A 20,523-nucleotide genomic window follows, 5' to 3' on the forward strand; every position below is an offset into this window, starting at 1 on the left:
CGGTCTGGGTTGGACTAGTTCTCGAGGCGGATCCGGACTCGAGGGGGCGGTCCGGTCGGGTGACCGCGAGCGCGGTCGCTATCGGGTCGACGACCGCGAGGTGTAGAACAGCGGGATCAGGAGGACGAGAAACAGGGTTCCCATCACCGCGATGGCGATCCAGACCGTCGACAGCCAGGACTCAGAGACCAGCCCGGCGAGGTCGAGAACCCAGAGGAGGCTGTAGCAGCCGACGACCAGCACCGTGAGCACGTACCAGCGCAGCCCCCAGCCGACGACGCGGTAGAGCGTGGTCTTCGTGACCCGCGGCGGGAGGGCGTCCTCGAGGCCGAACATCAGATCACCACCGTCCGGTCGAAGACCACGGCGGCGTCGTCCGCGAGGTGGGCGCGAGCGACGAGTCGGAGTTCGACGTCCCGCGGCGCGTCCGGCTCGACGCTCTTACGGAACGTGATCGAGTCGGCGACCGCCTCGCCGCGTTCGGTCAGCTCGGCGGTCCCGTCCGGGGTGCCGTCATCGATCGCCCGCCGACCGTCGGTCGTCGTCGCCGTCACCGTGACCGCGTCGGCCGCGGAGCGGTCGGCGACGCCGAGCGTGACGAAGCCGTCGGTATCGTCGGTCACGACCGTCTCGAGTTCGACGGTCGCCTGGGGCGTCGTCCCCTCGAGGTCGTGATCGACGCCGATGAGGACGGTTCCGAGCGCGGCCGAGCAGACGACCGCGGCCCCGACGATCAGGAACACGCCCAGTAGGGGATTGACGGCGCGGTCGTCGGGGGCGTCGAGCGGAGCGTCCATGGCAGCGATACCGCTAGTCACCTCCGGGCGGGCTTGAATCTGTTCGCCGATTCCGCGTCTCGAGCGCCGGGACGACTCGAGAACTGGAGGCTACGGGCGGTGAATCGCCACGGTAGCGGGCGATCGCTCCCGAAACGTTTCAGAATATGTTAGCGAACCATCAGAACCGCCAGAACTATTAGCGAATCGACCGTTGTTCGAATCGATCCCGGTGCCGATACCTGGACCGCGACCGGGATCGACTCGGTGGAGCGCCCCATCAACCGCTGGTCAGATCGTGCGGATGGGCGCGTCCACCAGTTTTCCGAGGAGCCAGTGCGTTCCGCTAGCGAACGCCACGACCGAGTCGGTGGGCTCGAGCGCGACTGTCGACTCGAGCGTTCGGACCGAGTCTTGTCACGAGCAGCGGACGCTCGAGTGCGCGCGAGCGCGACGTCGTCGCGGATCGGGGCACATCGACCGGTTCCGTGCGCCGAACCGATCGGCCAGAAGCTTTATTATCCGATATGCTACTTTTCAAAATCGCAAGACGGCGTCGGTTCAAGGGGGTGCTGTAACCGCTCTGTGGTACCTTGATTATCACAACTGAAAGCCTTTCATGAACGTTTTTCGATGTGATGGGTTTCACTATCGAATAAATATATATGGGGTGACTGCACTGGTAGCTATCAGGCCCGAACACGGTGAGACGGTGACGCCGAGGACTGGTGCCAACCCCCCCTCGAGCGCCAGCGGGTGGCTACCACACTACCCCAAATAAGCGTTCTCACTGTCCACGGGCGAGTACAAGAACGAATCCAACAATGGATCTAAGCAAATACAGAAACAAACTGGTCGGCAGCGAAGAAGAGCGAGCAGTATCGCCCGTTATCGGTGTTATCCTGATGGTCGCGATTACCGTCATTCTGGCGGCCGTGATCGCAGCATTCGTGCTGGATATGGGCGACAGTATGGGTAGTGGAAATGTGAACGCAGTCGCTGAGACAGACGTTCAAGATGGTGGCAATGAAACCGTAGTGACTGTCACCGATATTGGTGATGCAGATGGTGTAACTGTCGTTGGTTCAGATGGGACTCCGATCAATGACAGTACCGACGCAATTATCACATCTACTGGTGAGTCTGTGACTTTCACCAACAGTAGTGGTGATGATTATACTACTGGCGAGTCGTACACTGTTCAGGCCTTCACGGGTGATGCAGATTCCTCCCTTGACAATACGAGTAGTATCGATGATCAAACCGACTCTTCATCGATAATCGCAGAGTTCAGCACGTAATAGCCCATACACACTATTATTTATAGGGAAAACCTCCGTAAAGAGAAGTTCGAACAGTTGAATTGCTATTTTTAATAAGATATAGTTGCTTTGCGATTAAATAGGGAAATCAGGATACCGAGGTTAGTCGATAGCTGGTCATTATTCTCTAGAAAATTTGGTTAATCCATTGGTCCAAGCGGCTAAGAGTTGAATGGGTAGAAAACCGAAATATGACAACGGTTACAACAAAGCCTCTGCTCTCATTTTACTCTTTACTTGCAACAGTCGCTACACTTCTTCGCTCGTGACGTCGCGAAAAGTGGAACCACGGTCGGAGCGAAACTCCTCCTTGATCCCATTTCTTCTCCTCGAATTACTACGGTCGCTACGCTTCCTCGTTTGTTGCGTCACAGAAAGTGGGACCGCCGAGAATTGAACTCGGGTCCTACGGACCCCATCCGCAGAGGATACCACTACCCCACGGTCCCGCATGTAGACCCAAGCCCGTCTGCCGTTTAAGGGTGTCGTTTCGAACCAAGCATGTCATAAGGTTACGTGGCCCGATTGAGTCAGACCAGCACGCGCTCGAGATCCACAGTCACGTCGCGACTCGCGTCGTCGACGAACTCGCCGAGACACACTGCGGCCCCGTTGGGGGTGTAGCAGGCCACCAGATCCCCAGCCTGTGCGTCGTCGTCTGTCTCGATCACGCCGGGGTCGTACACGGGCGCGCCGTTGGCGACCTCCCGGGCCGCGCTCGGGGCGATAACCACGCCGGGGAGTCCCTCGAGGATCCGTTCGGCGGGGTCGACCACGTCGAACAGCGCCTCGGGATCGTCGTCCTCGCGCCAGTACGCTAACGCGTCGAGGAAGTCGTGGGCCGAGTGCAGGTCCCGGTCGTCGAACGGCGAGGTCGCCGTCCGGCGCAGGTGGCCCATGTGACCGCCGGTACCGAGCGCCAGCCCCAGGTCGTGACAGAGCTTCCGGACGTAGGTCCCGCTCTCACACCGGATGCGCAACAGGAGCCGACGCTCGTCGGTCTCGAGGACCTCGAGGTCGTAAATCTCGCGCACGCGGAGGCGTCGGGCGACCGCGCTCTTGCGCGGGGGCTTCTGGTAGATCGGCCCCTCGAACTCGGCGACGACCGATTCGGCGTCGGCCGGCACCGGCGCGTGACACTCGAGGACGGCGACGTACTCCTTGGAGCCCTCGAGGAAGACCTGTGCCAGCCGGGTCGCCTCACCGAGCATGACCGGGAGACAGCCGGTGACCTTGGGATCAAGCGTCCCGGCGTGGGCCGCCTGTTCAATCGTCGCGTCGGGGGCTCGGTCGGCCAGTGTTTCGTCGACCGCGTCGCGCAACCAGCCGCTGACCTGGTGCGAGGACGGCCCCGGCGGCTTGTCTAAATTGACGACGCCGAACGTGAGCAGTTCCGCGGGCGTGCGATCGTCGGGCGGACCGCGGAGGCGAGAGCGATCGGCCATCGATCAGAACTCGTCGTCGATCTCGACGTAGGCCTGCCCCTCGTCCGCGTCGGCCTCGTACACCTCGACGGCGGTGACGAGCATGTCCAGGACGGCGTCGGGTCCCCAGCGAGCCGTGTTCACCGAGAGATCGTAGATCGTCAGATCGCGGATGTCGATCCCGTAGTACTCCTGGTAGCGTTTGGCCTCGCTGGCCTCCCGAGCCTTCGTCTCCTCCGTCGCCCGTTCGGGATCCTTCTCCTCGCGTTCGGCGATCCGCTCGCCGCGAACCCGGGCCGGAGCGTCCAGCCAGAACCGGAAGTCCGCCTGCTCGCCGGCCAGCCAACCCGCCAGCCGGGACTCGAGCACCAGGTCGTCGCGTTCGACGGCGATTTCGTAGAGCCGGCGGTCGAGGTCGCGGTCGATCTGGTCGTTCTCCTCGGCGAGCTTGTTGAACTCGAGGGGCGTATAGCCGCGTTCCTCGGCGAGTTCGCGGAAGATGTCGCCGCCGCTGACGTGTTCGAGGTCGAACCGGTCGGCGAGTAACTCCGCCGTCGTACTCTTGCCGCTTCCCGGTGGACCGGAGACGGTCAGTAACATATTCCATCTGCGCGGGGCCGAGTAAAATGGGTTTTGAATCGTCCGACGGCCCGACGCGGCGAACGCGGTCCCGCGGGTTTCGAGTCGAAAACGGACGAAGGACGAAATTGGAGTCGATCGGGCGCTCGGGACGACGGCCCGATTGTTTTCAGGGGTGTGGGTCAGGCGCTCGAGGGAGACATATCGATGTTCAGCGCCTTGCGCAGCAGCTGGCTGAAGCCCATCGAGCACAGGAAGTACCAGACGATCCAGGCTCGCAACGGACCGACCAGCGTGGAGTTCCACCCGACCTCGCCGGCCAGCGGCATGATGACCGTCGCGTCGCTGCCGTCGAGCCCGCCGTTCTGCACCTTCCAGTACATCCAGAGGAACAGCGGGATGGTCAACAGCATGATCCAGACCATCGGGCGGATCTGTTCTTTGAACATCCCGAGGTTCTGGGCCATGGCCTCCATCTGCTCCTCGCGGACCTCCTCGAGTTCGTCCTCGAGACGCTCGATCTCGGCCTCGCTGGCGCCGCGCTCCTCGGCTTCCTGCTTGCGCTCGCGGACGTCCTTCTGTTTCTCCTGCATCGCCTGCATGCGCTCCTGATACTTGCCCATGACCTCGGGGTTCATCAGGTTGGCCTGCAGCAGCGTCGAGTACAGCCCCGTCAGCAGGGCGACCGACAGGATTACGGCGTAAAACGGCAGCGCCGTATCCAGGGGACCGAGCACGATGTCGATCGTGCTACCGACGGTCTGCTGGACGGAATCGATCCAGTAGCCGAACATCAATAGCAGCGACCCCATCCCGGCCAGTTTGTCCCACTGCGACCAGCTTGATTCTTCCTCGTCGATGTCGACGTCGGCGTCGGCGGCGGCGCTTCCGCCGTCGCCGTCACCGTCGAGGGCTCTGTCGTACGCCTCGCGGTCGGCGATCTCGAACCCGTCGTCGCCGTCGACCAGTACTCCTTTCTCGATCAACCGGCCCCATTGACCGCTCGTCAAGTCGTCGTTGACGTCGGCCCAGTGGACCTCGCCCCCGTTCCGGTCGGCCGCCTCGCGGATGGCCTCGAGGGCCGCCGTCATGGAGGAGTCCTCCCGGACGAGGTCGTTGATTTTCTCCGCTGTACGCGTCATCTGCTTTGGACTAGGTCGCGTTCGGTATACAAGTGTTTATCTTCGGTGGGCCGATCGGATCCGTCACTTGCGCTGGCAGAACGCAAGACTGTAGCCGGGCGAATGCGTCGACTGCGGTACGATAGCCACTATCGTCTGGTCGAGATCACGTTAAACTATTGTCACGGCAGCTTATATAAACTATTTTGAAATGTGTGTTCGATCGATTGTATTATGAGGATGATAGTCTTCTGAACAGATATGAGTGAGCCGCGTGGGGTCGGGACGACAACATCGACGGAACGGGGCCAGTCGACGTTGATTGGAGTCGTGTTGTTGATCGGGATGGTCGCAGCCGGCAGCCTCGGGATCTTTCTGATCGCCGGTGACGCAATCACCGGTGCGGAACAGCAGTCCGAGCAAGAACGAATCGAACAGGCGTTCGTCGAGTTAAGCAACAGCATCTCGTCGTCGGCGGGGTCCGGAGACGTCTCGCAGTCGATGGAATTACATGCCGGTGATCGGGGAGCGATCGCCCACCACGACTCGGCGACGTACAAGATCTGGACGCAGAATTACAACGGCTCCAACAATAACACCGTCGCGAACGGATCGATCGGCACCATCGAGTACGAGGACGACGACGGGACGAAAATCGCGTACGAGGGCGGTGCGGTCTTCCGCGAAACCGGGATACAAACGCGAGTTCTCTCCTCTCCGCCGATCGACTACAACCACGAGACGAGTACGCTATCGTTCCCCGTCGTCGGGCTCACCGAAGACAAGACGATCGACTCCGGCGATATCACGATCAAACAGACCAACGTCGATCGCGAACCGACGAATTACATCCAGAACGATCACGTGTTCGTCGAAATCCACAGCGAGTACTGTCGCGGTTGGCAGCAGTACTTCACTGAGCAGGCGGGCGATACGACCCTCCAAGAGTCGTGTTACGGCGGCGAGAACGAGGACGGGACGGTGAAGGTGAGACTCGGCTACGACGATATTTCGAACGCGTTCTCTTCGGGTGTGGCAGTTCCCTCCGAAGATAACATCAATGATAAGAAGGATACGTTCGACGATATCTCGTCGGGCAAGCAGTATCAACCGATGGACGGGACAATACAGCAACTAACAGATGATTTCGAGAACGGATCGGCCGAACACATCGATGGCTACGGGGAGTACACCGAAGGGGACTACTACGCAGAGGAGTTGATCAATCCGAATCTCGAGTTCAACCTCTCCGACGGCGACGCGGTGCTCGCCGTAGACGGGGACGTTCGAATCGACGACAACAGCGGTGGCATCACCGTCTCCGACTGTGGACCCGACGGAGAGGGACAACTGAAAATCTACGTAGAGGGCGACCTTGTCATGAGTAAAGGCGAGATTCAACCGGACTGTGGTGAAGACGGTGGCATCGAAACCATACAGGTCTACGGAATGTCGACGACTGGCATCGATTTTCACTCGAATCCAACGTTCAACGGACTGATCTACGCTGCAAGCGACAAAGATCCCGCAGATGATGATTTTAACGGATGGCCGGTCGAAGGATCGAAAAAGCGCGACGATAGCTACCAGCTAAATTTTCAGGGTGCAAACGAATTCAAGGGAGCGATGGTCGTCCATTCGATAAACACGGACAGTAACCTAAACGGCGTCGACGACGTGACTCCCGAGGATGACGCGGTCATCGAGCCGATACCGGACGGCTACGCACCCGCGCCGCAACTCACCTACCTCAATCTCGCCGAACACGAGATCGAAATCAAAAACAACTGACCGACTACGCCGCGTCTTCGATCGTCGCCTTCACGTCCTCCCAGACCTCGTCAGGCGCTCGCTCGCCGTCGACGCGCTCGAGGTCGCCCTGCTCTTCGTAGTGTTCGATGACCGGTTCCGTGTTCTCGTGGTAGACCTCGAGGCGTTCGCGGACGGTTTCCTCGGTGTCGTCGTCGCGCTGGATCAGTTCGCCGCCGCACTCGTCGCAGACGCCCTCCTCTTCGGGCTGGTCGTACTCGACGTGATAGTTGGTGCCACACTCCGAACAGACGCGGCGACCGGTGAGTCGGTCGACCAGTTCTTCCTCGCCGACGTCGAGCATGAGCGCGAGGTCGAGGTCGGTCATGCCCTCGAGTTCCTCGGCCTGCTCTAGGTTCCGCGGGTAGCCGTCGAGGACGAAGCCGTCGGCCTGGGAGAGGGCCTCCTCGACGATGGCGTTGACGACCGCGTCGGGGACGAGTTCGCCCCGATCCATGTACTCCCGCGGAGTGTCGTACTCCGTGTCCATGTCGGAGATGTCCATGTCCTTGTTCCCGCGGAGGGCGTCGCCGGTGGTGATGTGGTCGACGTCGAACTCCTCGGTGATCTTGGCGCTTTGGGTCCCCTTTCCTGCCCCGGGCGCACCCAGGATCAGAATTCGTGGCTGTGCCATATCCGCCCGTTCACCGGCGTCACATAAAGGCTTAAAGAAACGACCACGTCCGTTCCGGTATGACTCGTTTCGACGCAGCCGAGGCGACCGACCGACGAAAACTGTACGTCGATGCTATCACCGCCCACCGCGAGCGCGGACGCGGTTTCCTGACCTTCGAAGCCGACGCGGCCGCCCTCGAAGGCGACGGTGACGATGCCGAGACCCCCGACTCGGCGCTCGGCGCTCCCTGGATCCAGTTCGCAGACAGCACGATCAACGTCGACTGTACCGACGACGAACTCGACACCCTCAAATCCGTTCTCGGGGAGTTCCCGGCGTTCAAGATCGACGAGATCAATCGGCCGGAGGACGCCGAGGGCGCCAACGTTCGGGTGAGCGCGAAGGCCGATCCGAACCGGATCGCCCAGTGTCTCGACGCGATCTTCCAGCGGGTGTACGAACTCCCCGAAGACGCGCGGATCTGGGTGGTCGACCTCTAGTCCGGGACTCGTCGCGTTCCGGCTGCCCGTCGATCACCGCAATCGCTAGTCGATCGTCAGCTCCCCGTCATCGGATCGATCCTCCCCTTCCTCCCACTCGAGTTCGAACTCGAGTCCGAGTTCGCCCGGGCCCTCGGGCGCCGAACTCGAGGTCTCGCGTTCGGCCTTGATCTCGAAGGTGGGTCGTGACGGCGGCGTCATCGTCACCGACTCCCCGCCGGCCTCGAGGCTGACCGGGTCGCCGCGCTCGAGGCTGTCGGCAACCGTTCGGAGGTAGTCGGCGATCTCGGCCCGATCCATCCGCCGTTCGAACTCGAAGAGGACGTCTTCCGGCATAGGCCTCCTACGGTTCGAACGGTATAGAGTATTCCGCACGGACAGGTCGCGCGTGCGCGAATCAGCCACCGATCGATGCCGATGAATCGACCGTTCTCCGATAGCGGGATTCGTCGCGGCGGGTCACGATGACTGATGGCCGAACACGTTCGCTCTCGGACGGGAAATCGGTCGATAAGCTGTCCGCACAAGAACACGATTTCGACGGACAACGACAGAAAAAAGACCCTCGACTCCAACCGAATGTTGAGGGACTGAGAGGTGATGGCACGATGCAACGAAGACGAGACGGTCGGATTCACCGGACGGACGACCGGTGAGCGGCGACTATCGGGCCGTTTCCAAATAGATAAGTGCTCCCGGCCATCATCCTCCGACATATAAGCGGTCTTCAAACGAGGTGAACACAATTTACAGCGCACTAACGACCCCGATGCCGTTGCAGCAGACACGCGTCGACGTGTTCGAGGACATCTTCCTGGTGTTTCTCGGACTCGGGACGCTCGTCGGTGTCGTCGTAATCTCGTATGTCTTGTACAACGCGTACAAGTATCGAGACGACGGCGAGGCGAAAGACGACGAGTCGCTGCCGACGCTCGGGGAACTACCGACAGGCGGAAAGGGTGGAAAGAAGCTGTTCCTATCGTTCGGTATCAGCGCAGTCATCGTCATTTCGCTGGTGATCTGGACGTACGGGATGCTCCTGTACGTCGAGGATCCCCAGGACGAGTTCGACGAGGAACCGGTCGAAATCGAAGTCACCGGTGAGAGCTTCGCCTGGCACTTCGAGTACGCGAACGGCGTTGAAGCAAGTAGTACCATGCGCATTCCGGCCGACAAGCCGGTCGCGATCCAGACGACATCGGGCGACGTCTGGCACACGTTCGGCATACCCGACTTACGGGTGAAAGCCGACGCGATTCCGGGCGAATACGACGAGACGTGGTTCATGGCCGACGAAGCCGGAGCGGAACACGAGATCAAGTGTTTCGAACTCTGTGGTGAGTCCCACACGGCCATGGTCGGGAACGTACAGGTCATGGAAGAGGAGGCGTTCAACGAGTGGCTCAACGGTCAGCTGACGCTCGACGTCGAGATCGTCGACCAGAACGAAGAGCCGGTCACCGAAGGCTACGAGATGACCCTCGAGCACACTCAGAACGACCAGTACGAGGAGGACCTCGTGCACACGTACACCGCCGAGGACTTCGACGAGAACGGGACGATCAGTCTCGATCACGAGGATCTCCAGCAGGGCGGCGAGTACAACGTGACGATCACGTTCGAGGACGACCAGTACGAGACGGTCGAGGAGACCATCGAAATCGACGGCCCCTCGAGCGAGACCTTCACGGTCGGCAGCGCCGACGAAGCGGATAATGGAAACGGAACCAACGAGAGCGACGACGGAGGTGACGGCGAATGAGTGATCTACCGCCGATGACGTCGGTCAAGCGGTGGCTGGTTACGACTAACCACAAGGACGTCGGGATCCTCTATATCGCGACGGCCCTGTTCTTCCTCCTGCTCGGCGGCGTCCTCGCGCTGCTCTTCCGTGCGCATCTGTGGGCGCCCGGCGGAACGGGGCTACTCGAGACCGTCGAGTTCAACCAGGCCGTCTCGGCCCACGGGCTGTTGATGGTCTTCTGGTTCCTCTCGCCGATCGCGTCCGGGTTCGCGAACTACTTCGTCCCGCTGCAGATCGGTGCGAAGGATCTGGCGTTCCCGCGACTGAACGCCCTGAGCTACTGGTTCTACCTGTTCTCGGGCGTTCTGATGGGGATTTCCTTCTTCCAGGGAACGACGTTCGCCGGCGGCTGGACGATGTACGCGCCGCTGAACGTGCCGTCGTTCAACACGGTAATGGAGGCGACGGCCGGCGGGAACGCGACGGTGCTCGCGCTCCTGCTGTTCGTCATCTCGATCACGATCGGGACGGTGAACTTCCTCGTCACGATCCACCGCTCGCGTGCGGAGGGCCTCGGCCTGTGGAACATGCCGATGTTCACCTGGTCGTGGCTGCTGACGGTCTGGATGATGCTGTTCGCGTTCGCGGCGTTGCTGGCCGCGCTCCTGTTGCTCTCGATCGACCGGATCATGCTCACGCAGTACTTCTCGACCGATCAGGGCTCGAGTCTGCTGTGGGCGCACTTGTTCTGGTTCTTCGGGCACCCAGAGGTGTATATCGTCTTCTTCCCCGCTCTGGGAATCATGTTCGAGACGTTCCAGACGTTCACGGGGCGACGACTCGTCGGCCGCAAGTGGGTCATCATCGCGATGGTCCTCGTCGCGGTCCAGTCGTTCCTCGTCTGGATGCACCACATGTTCCTGACGGCGATCAACCTCGAGATCAAGACGCTGTTCATGGCGACGACCATCGGGATCTCGCTGCCGTTCGACCTGATGGTCTTCGCGCTGATCTACACGATGGTCAAGGGACGCGTGCGGTTTACCACGCCGTTCCTGTTCAGCCTCGGGGCGCTCGTGCTGTTCATCCTCGGCGGTATCACCGGGGTCTTCCTCGGTGCCGTCGTGCTGGACTACGAGTTCCGCGGCACCTACTGGGTCGTCGCGCACTTCCACTACGTGATGGTCTCCGGCGTCACCGCGCTGGTCGGCGGGATCTACTACTGGTGGCCGAAGATAACCGGGAAGATGTACTCCGAGACGCTCGGAAAGCTCAACTTCGCGGTCTACTTCGTCGGGTTCAACCTGCTGTACTTCCCGCTGTTCCTCGCCTGGGAGACGCCGCGACGTGTCTTCCACTACAGCGAGGGCGCACAGATCTACCATCAGGCAGCGACAGTCGGTGCGTTCATCTTCGGCGCGTCGTTCCTGATCATGTTCTTCACGCTCGGGAAGAGCCTGCTCTCGGGTCCCGACGCACCCGATAACCCCTGGGAGTACTCCCGTACCGCCGAGTGGGCGATCCCCTCGCCGCCGCCGCTGGAGAACTGGACCGACCGACCCAGCTACGCCAGCGGTCGCCTCGAGTTCGTCGACGACGCGGCGGCTGCGACCGACGGCGGCGTCGCGACCGGACACGGTGAAGCGACGGCCGTGGACACGACTCACGAGGAACACGCCGACCACGCCAGTATTTGGCCCTTCGGCATCGGGGTCGGTACGTTCGTCCTCTTCCTCGGCCTGTCCGGAATGACGCCGTACGTCCACGAATTCATTCAGGGCACCGACCACCCGCCGGAACACCTCGCCAGCGCCGCGGCCGAACCGAGTATCACGTATCCGATTCTGTCGCTTCTCGGCGTCGGAATCCTCGGTGTCGCGCTGTTCAAGTTCGGCGTCGAGGAGTTCAACGTGCCCGAGATGGCAGTCGCCGAACGCTGGCCGTTCGGCGGCGTCGGCAACACGAAGCTCGGCGTCTGGGTCTTCCTGGCCTCGGACGTCGTCGTCTTCGGCGGCGCGATCGGGGCGTACGTCTTCATGCGCCTCCACAGCGGCTGGGGTAACTGGCACCTCGACACGATCACTATGGCGGGGCTGTTCAACACCTACGTCCTGCTCACCTCGAGCTTCACGGTTATCCTGGCGCTGGCCTTCGCCGAACGGAAGAACAAGAAGGCCATGCTCACCTCGATGGTCGTGACGGTCCTGTTGGCGTTCGTCTTCATGGGCGTCAAGGCCTTCGAGTACAGCAGCAAGTTCGCCGACGGTCACTACTGGTTCAGCGGGATCGATTACTCGATCTACTTCGTCACGACCGGGCTGCACGCGCTGCACGTGCTCCTCGGCGTGCTCGTCGCGCTGTTCATGATCTACCGGATCGTCAGCGTCGACGCCTACCTGGAAGACCACCGACCGGTGGAGTTCTTCGGGCTCTACTGGCACTTCGTCGACATCGTCTGGGTCTTCCTCTTCCCGCTGTTCTACCTGATGTAGCGGCCCTGCGGCCCGCTACACGATTCGGTTGATTTTTCGCGGCGCTCGATCGGCTGCCACCATCGTGAGTCACGACCGTCTCGTCCGCGTTCATTGGCTCGTCATCGTCGATCGGCTCGTCTCCGTTCGACGTCGGACGTGAGAAGCGAACGTTCGGAATACCTGCCGACGTAGTTATGACTCGAGCGAGTGTGAGTACGGCGCTACGATTCTCGCCGCCGACGGACGTCAGCCGAACCGAGCGGCGCGATCACGGGTCGTCGCGAGGGATCGAGAATCCGGCACGGAGGACCAAGAGGCACGCCGTGACGACGACTATCACCACGCCACCGAGGAGTGCAACGAGACTCGACGGCGTCCCGTCGGTGTGCGTCTCCTCGGATTCTCCGGCGGTCGCTCTGATGGGGCGTCGATCGCTCGAGACCAGCGCGTCCGCCGCCGCCTCGGCGTCGACGATCCCGTGACCGTAGCGGATCTCCGATCCCGACTGTGCCGTCTGGGGTGTCCAGGCCGTCCCGTACAGCGCGTCCTCGAGGTCGTCGGGCGTCGCAGTCGGATCGATCGAGCGGAGCAAGGCGACCGCTCCGGAGACGTGCGGGGTCGCCATCGACGTCCCCGGCAGCGACTGATAGCCGCCGGGAACGGTGCTCGTAACCCGGACGCCCGGGGCCACGACGTCGGGAGCGGTGTACGACGACGGCCACGATTGCAGCGGCGTTTGCCATTCGGATCGGTCGATCCGTTCACCGCCGGAAAACGCGGGGACGACACCGCTCTCGTCGACGGCGCCGACGCTGACGGCGTCGTAGACGTTCCCGGGCGAGTTCGACGTCTCGATGCCCTCGTTTCCGACCGCCGCGACGACGACGGCGCCGCTGTCCCTGGCGTTTCGAACCGGATCGATCAACGCGTCGTGTCTGCCGTTCACTCCGAGGCTCATACTGATCACGTCGGCCTCGGACGCGAGCGCCCACTCCATGCCGGCGACGATCTGTGCGAACGAGCCGCTGGTCTCGCGCAGGACGAGCCCGTGGAGCAGCTCCGCCTCCGGAGCGACGCCGATTCGAGCGCCGCTCGCGGTTCCGCCGGCGATGGTGCCGCTGACGTGCGTGCCGTGCGTTCCGGAATCGTAGGGCGTCGACCCTTCGATGCGGTTCCCGTCGGCGTCGAACTCGGCCCAGCCGCCCGGGTACGTCGGATCCGACGGATCGTCGGTGTAGAGGTCGAGGTCCGGGTGCGTCGCGTCGATTCCGGTATCGAGGACGGCGACGCGGACCCCCTCGCCCCGCGTTCCGTACTCCTCCCAGACGGCGGACGCGTTCAGTAACTCGAGTCCGGCGGTCGGTCGCGGATCGGTAGCGGTCGTGTCGACGTCCGTTGTCGTGGCTTCCGCTCTGTCCGTCGCCCCCACTGCGGTCGTATTCGACGGCGGCCGCTCGGGGACGGAGAGTTCGAAGTTCTCGTGGACCGCCTCGACCGCGGGGAACCGAGCGAACGTCTCGAGGTCGACCCGCTCGGTGTCGACGGTGAGCAACACGGCGTTGGCCACCCAGAACTCGGTCTCGACGCTGATTCCCGCGGTTCGGTCGACGTAGTCGACCAGCGGTTCCTGGCTCTCCTCGGCGCGCTCCGCGAGGTACGCGTCGGCGTCGTCGGCCGGGACCGCGTCGGGAACCGTCGGCTCCTCGAGTCGGACCACGACCTCGACCGTCTCGTCTGACGACTCGAGGGAGTCGTCGATTCTGATCGACTCGTCGGCCGTCGTCTCGTTGTCGGCGTCACCGTCGGCCAGCGACGCGCCGAAACCGCCGGCGGCGAGAGCGCTACCGCTAGCGAGGACGGGTGTCGAGAGCGTCATCGTCAGCACCAGACAGACGAGAACGACGGACCGCAGCCGATCGGAGCCCGGACTCGAGTCCGGGAGGGAAGGCGCCATGCTACCGTCAGAGGCAGCCGTCGAATAACAATGTTCTGGGGAACTGACTGTCGCCGAGACGGAACGGTTGACGAGAGACGCCGCGAGTCAGCGTTCGAATCGGTCAGCCGGCCCAGACGAGCGCGTAGATAAAGGTAAACAGAAAGTACGTGAGGAAGACGGAGACGGCCGCCTTGACGTGGAAGGTGAAGAGTTCGTGCTCTTCGTCGTCTCGCACGTCCTCGACGGCCGCCCGCTCCTCGTCGCTCAGTTCGTCGGGATGGGCGACGTCGAGATGGTACGTCGCGTACCGCTGGACGCGAAACGGTCGCCCGCAGTAGGGACAGGTCGTTTCGGGCTCCTCGCCGGCCGGAACGTCGTACTCGTACTCCGTCACCGGTTCGGGGTGCAGATCGACGTCGGTGAGTTGCCCGGCGGTCATTCGTTGTCCTCGCGTTGGGAGCACGCGAAGAAGTGTCTACCGGTGTTCGATGACGCGGTATGGAATGCAATACTGGCTGTGCCGGAGATGATACCGTCTTAGCTCGGCACGTACGCGGCTTCCGCACCGGGAACCGAGACCAGATACAGGCTGATCATCGTAAAGAAGATCATGACGACGATGAAGGGGTACTGGCTCCGGATCGCCTGCAGTTTGCCGGGGAACAGGTCGAACGAGACGGTGTGGGAAAGCCAGACCGCGAGGACGTGACCGAGCAGGATTCCGGCGATTTCGACGTAGCCGAACCACGACGTCAGGGCGTACTCCGTCGGGTTCTCGGGTGGGTTCAGCGGCGCGGCGACGGTGTCGATCAGCGACGGCCACAGCGAGATCGAGAAGCCGGCGTAGTGGGCGAAGTGATAGCCCGCGGCGATCGCGAGCAGCGGGGCCGCAAACCGGAGTCCGAGGTATCGCCGCGAGAGGTACGTCTCGGCGCGCTCGCGGGTGCGTTCCGCGGCGATCCAGTAGACCGCCCAGAAGACGCCGAACCCGGCCAGCAACAACACGAGGTAGACGAGGCGCGGCGGGAAGCCGAGCCCGACCAGCGCCTCGACGGTCCGGGCGCCGGGCGCGGTCACGACGAAGCCGCTGTAGGTCAACTCCCAGACCAACGCGAGCACGAACGCGACCAGCGAGACGTCGGTCACCACGTCGTCCTCGCCCAGCCTCGAGCCCGGATACCGTAACTCGAGTCCCTCGTCGGTCCGCTGGATGGGTGCGACGGCGCCGTAGAGCCGGAACCAGACCGAGAGCGGGTCGCCCTTCCGGAACCACGTCTCGGGAGTAAAGGCGACCGCGCCACCGATCGTGAACGCCGAGTAGGCGACCACGACGGCCACGAGCGCGCGCGGCGAGCTACTCAGGGGCGCGACCAACTCGAGCCAGACGAGCGCGAGCAGGCCGCCGACTGCGGGCCAGGAGCCGAGCTGGTCCGGGTAGGTCGCGTAGCCGTTGGGAAGCGCGGTCGCGATTCGCCGCCACGGGTTGAGCGCGGGCCACGGGTTGCCGACGGCGTACGTCCCGAGGGTCAACAGCGCGCGGCCGCCGACGAACGTCAACAACACGGCCGCGCTGAAACTGCCGTTCGGCGGCCCGAAGAGTCCGACGACGATGACGAACGCGAGCGCTCCGACGCCGATCGTTCCCAGGAGCAACGACCCGGCCGTTCGGAGCCGCTCGAGCGGCAGGGAGAGCGTATCGTCGTGGTACCGACCGATGGTCCGCCGATCGGTCACGAGCATCGTCAGCACCGCCGACGCGCCGATGACGCCGCCGCCGGTCGCGAGGTACAGCCACGTCGGAACCGACGTATCTCCCCGGCTGCCCCCGAGTCCCGCCGCGACGTTACTCGCCGCGACGACGCCGGCGCCGGCGCCGACGGCCAGTACTGTGAGCGCACAGGCGATCCCGACTCGGCGGGCGAACACCGAACGTTCACTCATTAGTAAACGGTTGGACTGCGCTCCCATCTACGTGTCGTTTCACTCGAGAACCGGCCGTGAAATCGCGTCGAAAAGGTACCGCGACTCGCCGCAGTCGATCGTTTGAGGAAGGTATAAGTGGCCGTCATCCGCATTGTACACCAATGGCTGATATCCGGACGTACACCCTCATATACATCGCACTGGTGGCGCTGGCTACGGGGAAGTTCGTCTTCTTCCACGTCGAGGCAATCGGCTACGATATGGCGTTGGCCGGAACGCTCATTCTGGCGGTCATCAAGGTCGGACTGATCGCCGGTTACTTCCAGCACCTGAAGGAGGAGCCGCGGTCGATTAGCTACATGATGGCCACCGCCGTGTTCATGGTCTTCCTGCTGACCATCGCGGCGGGGTACTCCATCCAGTAACCGCGGTCGCCGTCATCGACGACGGCCCTGGAACCCCAGCATCGTCCGCTATCAGTGTTTGGCTCTATTCGGCTCGAGTCTTATCCAGCTCCGCCTGACTCGAGCCGTGCGCGTTCTCTAACTCCTCGAGGAGCAGACCCTCAGACCGGTTGGAAGCGGTAGCCGTCCCAGTCCTGACTCTCCGGTTCGCGGATGCCGGCGCCGGGTTCGCGGAGTTCCTCGACGTAAACGGGTTCGACCTCGTCGCCGGTTTCGATGTCGTCAGTGGTCGCCTGGCCGAGCGCGCGGACCGACTCGCCCTCTACGTCGAATTCGACGATGGCGAGCGTGTTGGGTTCGCGAACGCCGGGCGGCGTTGCCGTGCTCTTAGTCCAGGTCACGACTTCGCCGGTGTACTCGCTGAGATCGATCGTGCCGACGGGTTCGGCGCCGCCGCGACTACGTGGGTGACCGGGATAGCTGATCGAGCCGTCCTCGTACTCGTAGGCGTCCATGCTCATCGTGCTGCCTCCATGATGGTGGTGATAACGCAGTTGCCGAAGCCGCCGACGTTACAGCACAGCCCGACGTCGGCGTCGACCTGCCGCGGGCCGGCCTCGCCGACGAGCTGTTCATAGATTTCGACGCCCTGTGCGATCCCGCTGGCGCCCAGCGGATGACCCTTCGACTTGAGCCCGCCCGAAGTATTGATCGGCAGTTCGCCCGTGTCGCGCTCGGTGTAGCCGTCCTCGATGAGTTTCCAGGCCTCGCCCTGTTCGGCGAAGCCCAGGCCCTCCATCTGGAGGAACTCGAGGATGGTGAACATGTCGTGGAGTTCGGCGACGTCGATGTCGTCGGGGCCGTAGCCGCTCATCTCGTAGGCGCCCTTCCCGCTCTCGACGACGCCGCCCATGATCGTGGGGTCCTCTCGCTCGTGGACGACGTGGGTGTCGGTGGCGCCGTCGACGCCCGCAATGACGACGTAGTCGTCGGTGTACTCCTGGGCCGTCTCCTCGGAACAGAGCAGGAGGGCGGCCGAGCCGTCGGTGACCGGACAGAAGTCGTACAGTCGCAGCGGGTCGGCGATGATCGGCGACTCGAGGATCGTCTCGACGTCGACTTCTTTTTGGAACTGCGCGTGGGGGTTATCGACGCCGTTCCGGTGGTTCTTAGCGGCGACCGCCGCCAGACTCTCGCGAGGCGCGTCGAACCGCTCGAGGTAGTGGCGTGCAGTGAGGCCGGCGAAGGAGGGGAGGGTGACGCCGTGTTTGTACTCTTCGGGGTGAGTGACCGAGGCGATGATATCGGTCGACTCGCCGGTCGTCCGGTGGGTCATCTTCTCGCCGCCGACGAGCAGCGTCATCTCGCTGGCGCCGCTGGCGATCGACTGCCAGGCGGCGTAGATTCCCGCGCCGCCGCTGGAACTCGTCTGGTCGATCCGTTGCGTGTACGCCGGCATCGCGCCGAGGTCGTGAGCGAGGGCGTTCATCACGCCGGTCATCCCCTCGAACTCGCCGCTGGCCATGTTCGAGACGTACAGGTGGTCGACGTCGCCGGCCTCCGCACCCGCGTCCGCGAGGCACTCCAGTCCGGCCTCCGCGAGGAGCTCGAGGATCCACTCCCCCTCGCGTTGCCCGAACTTCGTCATCGATGCGCCGATGATTGCTACATCTTGCGCTGTTGTCATCCCGTGGACCGATAAGACGAATCTCGGTGTAAAAATACGGCCTTGCGACAGCCGGTGAGACGCCTCGGCAGCTATTTACTTCCGTTTGGAAACCGCTCGAGACGACTGCGCTACCGGCGGCGGTCTCGAGGCGTGCGAGCTACACTGACTCGAGCGAGTGCGCCGCTAGGGGTTGTGAACGGCGAGAAGAAATGGAGACCGTTAGTCGCCGCCGCCGAACATCTCGCGCATCATCGGGTGCATCTCCATCATCTGCTCTTCGGCGATTTCCTCGTAGAGCTTGTAAGTGATGGAGACGGCCAGCAGCAGGCCGGTCCCGGTGACGCCGCCGATGGTACCGAGCATGTTCGCCCAGACGGCCAGCAGGCCGACCAGCGCGCCGCCGATAACGGTCACTTGCGGGATGTACCGCTCCATGACCTTCTCGATGACGCCGACGTTCTGTCGGAAGCCGGGGATCTGCATCCCGGAGTTCTGGATCTGCTTCGCGGTGGCCTCGGGGCCCATGTTGGTCGTCTCGACCCAGAAGATGGCGAACACTGCGCCGCCGACGACCATGAACACCACGTCGATGGACATCCGGATCAGCACCTGCCAGGCCTCTTGGCCGACGTCAGCCGTAAACCACATCCAGTCGCTCGGCGAGTAGATCGGCGCGACGTAGTAGAAGAACCCGCCGTCGGGCTGGCCGTTGGAGTACGTGCCGAGCCACGCGAGCTCCTGGCCGAACAGTTCGATCGGCCCTTCGCCGTTGGCGCCACCCTGGGTGGCGAGGATCTGGCCGATGAACTGCAGGTTCGCCTGCAGCGCGCGAACGAGGATCATCGGCAGGACGCTCGCGTAGATGAGCTTCACCGGGAAGCGACCGCGAGCACCCTTGACGCGGGCGTGACTGAGCGGGATCTCGACCCGCACAGACTCCGCGTAGACGACGATCCCGAAGATCAGCAGCGTCGTCAGCAAGGCGATGAGCTGTCCGCCCTGGTCGGTGACCAGCAGCGTCATCAACCCGTCGCTGGAGACCAGCGAGCCGACCTGAATGTCGCCGGTGAAGATCAGGTACCAGTTGTAGAAGAACCCGCCCTGGGTCGGTTGCAGGAACCCGGTGACGAGGCTCTGGCTCACGCTGGCGATGATGAACAGGCCGATCCCGCTCCCGACGCCCCATTTGCTGACGACTTCGTCCATGTACAGCAGGAGAATCCCGCCGGCGAAGATCTGGGCGAAGATCAGCAGCTGGACCTGCGTCTGATCGAATTCGAGACCGCCGAGACTCAGCGATTGCATGGCCGGAAGGAAGTCGCCGGCGAACACCATCGGGAGTGCGGTCAGCGCCGTCATAATGACGACGAGCAGCTTCTGCAGCCCCTGGTAGAGCACCTGATCCCGCGGGTCGTCCGTGTCGAGACCGAGAAGGTTTGCTCCACCGAGCAACTGCAAGACGATGCTCGCGGTGACGATCGGTCCGATACCGACCTGTAGGATCGACCCCTGCTCGCCGGCCAGCACCGAGCGGAACTGACCGAGGATGTCGGTACCGCCCGTTTGGACCCCGAGCAACGCGATGTTCGTCAGGAAGAAGTACAACACGAGGATGCCGGCCGTCCACATCAGCTTGCGCTTGAAGGGAACGTGTCCCTCCGGACGGCGCACTGCGGGCATCCGCGTCAAGACCGGTTCGGCGGCTTCCTTCCATCCCATATGTTATTCCTCGTCCTGTTCGGCGTCGGCGTCCGCTTCGGATTCGTCCGCAGCGTCGGCCTCCTGACCTCGTTCCGAGAGCACCGCTTCGCCGCCGGCGGCCTCGAGTTTCTCCTCGGCTGCGTCCGAGAAGGCGTCCGCCGTCACTTCGAGGGCGTTGCGGACCTGTCCCGAACCGAGGACTTTCACCTTGTCGACCTCGTGGCCGTCCTCGACGACGTCACGGGCGTCGATCGCGTAGCCGTCGTCGGTTTCCTCGGCCTGCCCCTCGGCGACGTAGAGGATCGCGTCCTCGTCGAGCTTCTGGACGTCGATCTCCGCGACCTCTTCGCGGATGTCGTGGGGGCGCTTGAAGCCGTGTTTGCCCTTCGGTTCGTAGTTGTGGAATTCGTGTTTGCTGCGTCCGGCACGGCCGCGGCCACCGCGGTGGCCCGCACCGCGTCGGTTCTTGTGGGAACCGCCGCTGTGGGTGCGCGATCCGCGTTGGCGTCGTTTTTTACTCGTCAT

20 protein-coding genes and 1 tRNA gene are annotated in these 20,523 nt (G+C 62.9%); 6 read left to right on the plus strand and 15 right to left on the minus strand.

Annotated features, from left to right (window positions below):
* Positions 1-78: 78 nt before the first annotated feature.
* Together HTZ84_RS04345 and HTZ84_RS04350 are read right to left on the minus strand one after the other, a co-directional pair.
* A complete protein-coding gene (locus HTZ84_RS04345) occupies positions 79-336 on the minus strand; it encodes a hypothetical protein (RefSeq protein ID WP_126661312.1) in 258 nt (85 codons plus the stop codon).
* Positions 336-797 carry a hypothetical protein gene (locus tag HTZ84_RS04350; RefSeq protein WP_174679555.1) on the minus strand — a complete coding sequence of 154 codons (462 nt, stop codon included), beginning with the start codon at positions 795-797 and terminating at the stop codon, positions 336-338. Before HTZ84_RS04350 ends, HTZ84_RS04345 begins: the two co-directional genes overlap by 1 nt.
* Before the next feature lie 803 nt (positions 798-1,600).
* Between HTZ84_RS04350 and HTZ84_RS04355 the strand changes: the two genes are divergently transcribed.
* Positions 1,601-2,077, plus strand: coding sequence for a type IV pilin (locus HTZ84_RS04355; protein WP_174679556.1), 477 nt, complete (start codon positions 1,601-1,603; stop codon positions 2,075-2,077).
* A gap of 399 nt (positions 2,078-2,476) precedes the next feature.
* Here the strand turns inward: HTZ84_RS04355 and HTZ84_RS04360 are convergent.
* From HTZ84_RS04360 to HTZ84_RS04375, 4 genes are all read right to left on the minus strand, one after another.
* Positions 2,477-2,547 (minus strand) — tRNA-Pro (locus HTZ84_RS04360).
* Positions 2,548-2,628: 81 nt separating this feature from the next.
* A complete protein-coding gene (locus HTZ84_RS04365; protein WP_174679557.1) occupies positions 2,629-3,543 on the minus strand; it encodes an RNA-guided pseudouridylation complex pseudouridine synthase subunit Cbf5 in 915 nt (304 codons plus the stop codon).
* 3 nt (positions 3,544-3,546) lie between these two features.
* Positions 3,547-4,122 carry a (d)CMP kinase gene (gene cmk, locus HTZ84_RS04370; protein ID WP_174679558.1) on the minus strand — a complete coding sequence of 192 codons (576 nt, stop codon included), beginning with the start codon at positions 4,120-4,122 and terminating at the stop codon, positions 3,547-3,549.
* Positions 4,123-4,283: 161 nt separating this feature from the next.
* Complete coding sequence (locus HTZ84_RS04375) at positions 4,284-5,243, minus strand: DUF106 domain-containing protein (protein WP_174679559.1); 960 nt, start codon at positions 5,241-5,243, stop codon at positions 4,284-4,286.
* 240 nt (positions 5,244-5,483) lie between these two features.
* On the opposite strand from HTZ84_RS04375, the gene HTZ84_RS23245 reads away from it, so the two are divergent.
* On the plus strand, positions 5,484-7,013 hold the full coding sequence (locus HTZ84_RS23245; RefSeq protein ID WP_455429266.1) for a DUF7289 family protein: 1,530 nt from the start codon (positions 5,484-5,486) through the stop codon (positions 7,011-7,013).
* A 4-nt stretch (positions 7,014-7,017) separates the two neighbouring features.
* Here HTZ84_RS23245 and HTZ84_RS04385 read toward each other — a convergent pair whose 3' ends face one another.
* A complete protein-coding gene (locus tag HTZ84_RS04385) occupies positions 7,018-7,665 on the minus strand; it encodes an adenylate kinase (protein WP_174679560.1) in 648 nt (215 codons plus the stop codon).
* Positions 7,666-7,724: 59 nt separating this feature from the next.
* Between HTZ84_RS04385 and HTZ84_RS04390 the strand changes: the two genes are divergently transcribed.
* Positions 7,725-8,147 carry a hypothetical protein gene (locus HTZ84_RS04390; RefSeq protein ID WP_174679561.1) on the plus strand — a complete coding sequence of 141 codons (423 nt, stop codon included), beginning with the start codon at positions 7,725-7,727 and terminating at the stop codon, positions 8,145-8,147.
* Positions 8,148-8,192: 45 nt separating this feature from the next.
* On the opposite strand, the gene HTZ84_RS04395 is transcribed toward HTZ84_RS04390, so the two are convergent.
* Complete coding sequence (locus tag HTZ84_RS04395; RefSeq protein WP_174679562.1) at positions 8,193-8,483, minus strand: amphi-Trp domain-containing protein; 291 nt, start codon at positions 8,481-8,483, stop codon at positions 8,193-8,195.
* Positions 8,484-8,916: 433 nt separating this feature from the next.
* On the opposite strand from HTZ84_RS04395, the gene coxB reads away from it, so the two are divergent.
* Together coxB and HTZ84_RS04405 are read left to right on the plus strand one after the other, a co-directional pair.
* Positions 8,917-9,909, plus strand: a complete 993-nt coding sequence (coxB, locus tag HTZ84_RS04400) for a cytochrome c oxidase subunit II (protein WP_174679563.1) — start codon at positions 8,917-8,919, stop codon at positions 9,907-9,909.
* On the plus strand, positions 9,906-12,383 hold the full coding sequence (locus HTZ84_RS04405; protein ID WP_174679564.1) for a cbb3-type cytochrome c oxidase subunit I: 2,478 nt from the start codon (positions 9,906-9,908) through the stop codon (positions 12,381-12,383). Before coxB ends, HTZ84_RS04405 begins: the two co-directional genes overlap by 4 nt.
* Before the next feature lie 250 nt (positions 12,384-12,633).
* Here the strand turns inward: HTZ84_RS04405 and HTZ84_RS04410 are convergent, their stop codons facing one another.
* The 3 genes from HTZ84_RS04410 to HTZ84_RS04420 all read right to left on the minus strand — a co-directional run bounded on the left by HTZ84_RS04410 (position 12,634) and on the right by HTZ84_RS04420 (position 16,242).
* A complete protein-coding gene (locus HTZ84_RS04410) occupies positions 12,634-14,319 on the minus strand; it encodes a S8 family serine peptidase (RefSeq protein WP_254611706.1) in 1,686 nt (561 codons plus the stop codon).
* Between the two features lie 103 nt (positions 14,320-14,422).
* A complete protein-coding gene (locus tag HTZ84_RS04415) occupies positions 14,423-14,740 on the minus strand; it encodes a DUF7410 domain-containing protein (protein ID WP_174679565.1) in 318 nt (105 codons plus the stop codon).
* Between the two features lie 98 nt (positions 14,741-14,838).
* Positions 14,839-16,242, minus strand: coding sequence for a hypothetical protein (locus tag HTZ84_RS04420; protein WP_174679566.1), 1,404 nt, complete (start codon positions 16,240-16,242; stop codon positions 14,839-14,841).
* 143 nt (positions 16,243-16,385) lie between these two features.
* Here HTZ84_RS04420 and HTZ84_RS04425 point away from each other — a divergent pair, with 143 nt between their 5' ends.
* Positions 16,386-16,649, plus strand: coding sequence for a cytochrome C oxidase subunit IV family protein (locus tag HTZ84_RS04425; RefSeq protein ID WP_174679567.1), 264 nt, complete (start codon positions 16,386-16,388; stop codon positions 16,647-16,649).
* Between the two features lie 140 nt (positions 16,650-16,789).
* On the opposite strand, the gene HTZ84_RS04430 is transcribed toward HTZ84_RS04425, so the two are convergent.
* From HTZ84_RS04430 to HTZ84_RS04445, 4 genes are all read right to left on the minus strand, one after another.
* A complete protein-coding gene (locus HTZ84_RS04430) occupies positions 16,790-17,149 on the minus strand; it encodes a PhlB family protein (protein WP_174679568.1) in 360 nt (119 codons plus the stop codon).
* Positions 17,146-18,315, minus strand: coding sequence for a thiolase family protein (locus HTZ84_RS04435; RefSeq protein WP_174679569.1), 1,170 nt, complete (start codon positions 18,313-18,315; stop codon positions 17,146-17,148). Before HTZ84_RS04435 ends, HTZ84_RS04430 begins: the two co-directional genes overlap by 4 nt.
* A gap of 201 nt (positions 18,316-18,516) precedes the next feature.
* Positions 18,517-20,016: a preprotein translocase subunit SecY gene (gene secY / locus HTZ84_RS04440; protein WP_174679570.1), complete on the minus strand. Its 1,500-nt coding sequence runs from the start codon at positions 20,014-20,016 to the stop codon at positions 18,517-18,519.
* Positions 20,017-20,019: 3 nt separating this feature from the next.
* Positions 20,020-20,523 (minus strand): uL15m family ribosomal protein, encoded by a 504-nt coding sequence (locus HTZ84_RS04445; RefSeq protein ID WP_174679571.1) that lies wholly within the window; start codon positions 20,521-20,523, stop codon positions 20,020-20,022.

The sequence above is a fragment of the Haloterrigena gelatinilytica genome (genome assembly GCF_013342145.1).
In the GTDB taxonomy this organism is placed as follows: domain Archaea; phylum Halobacteriota; class Halobacteria; order Halobacteriales; family Natrialbaceae; genus Haloterrigena; species Haloterrigena gelatinilytica.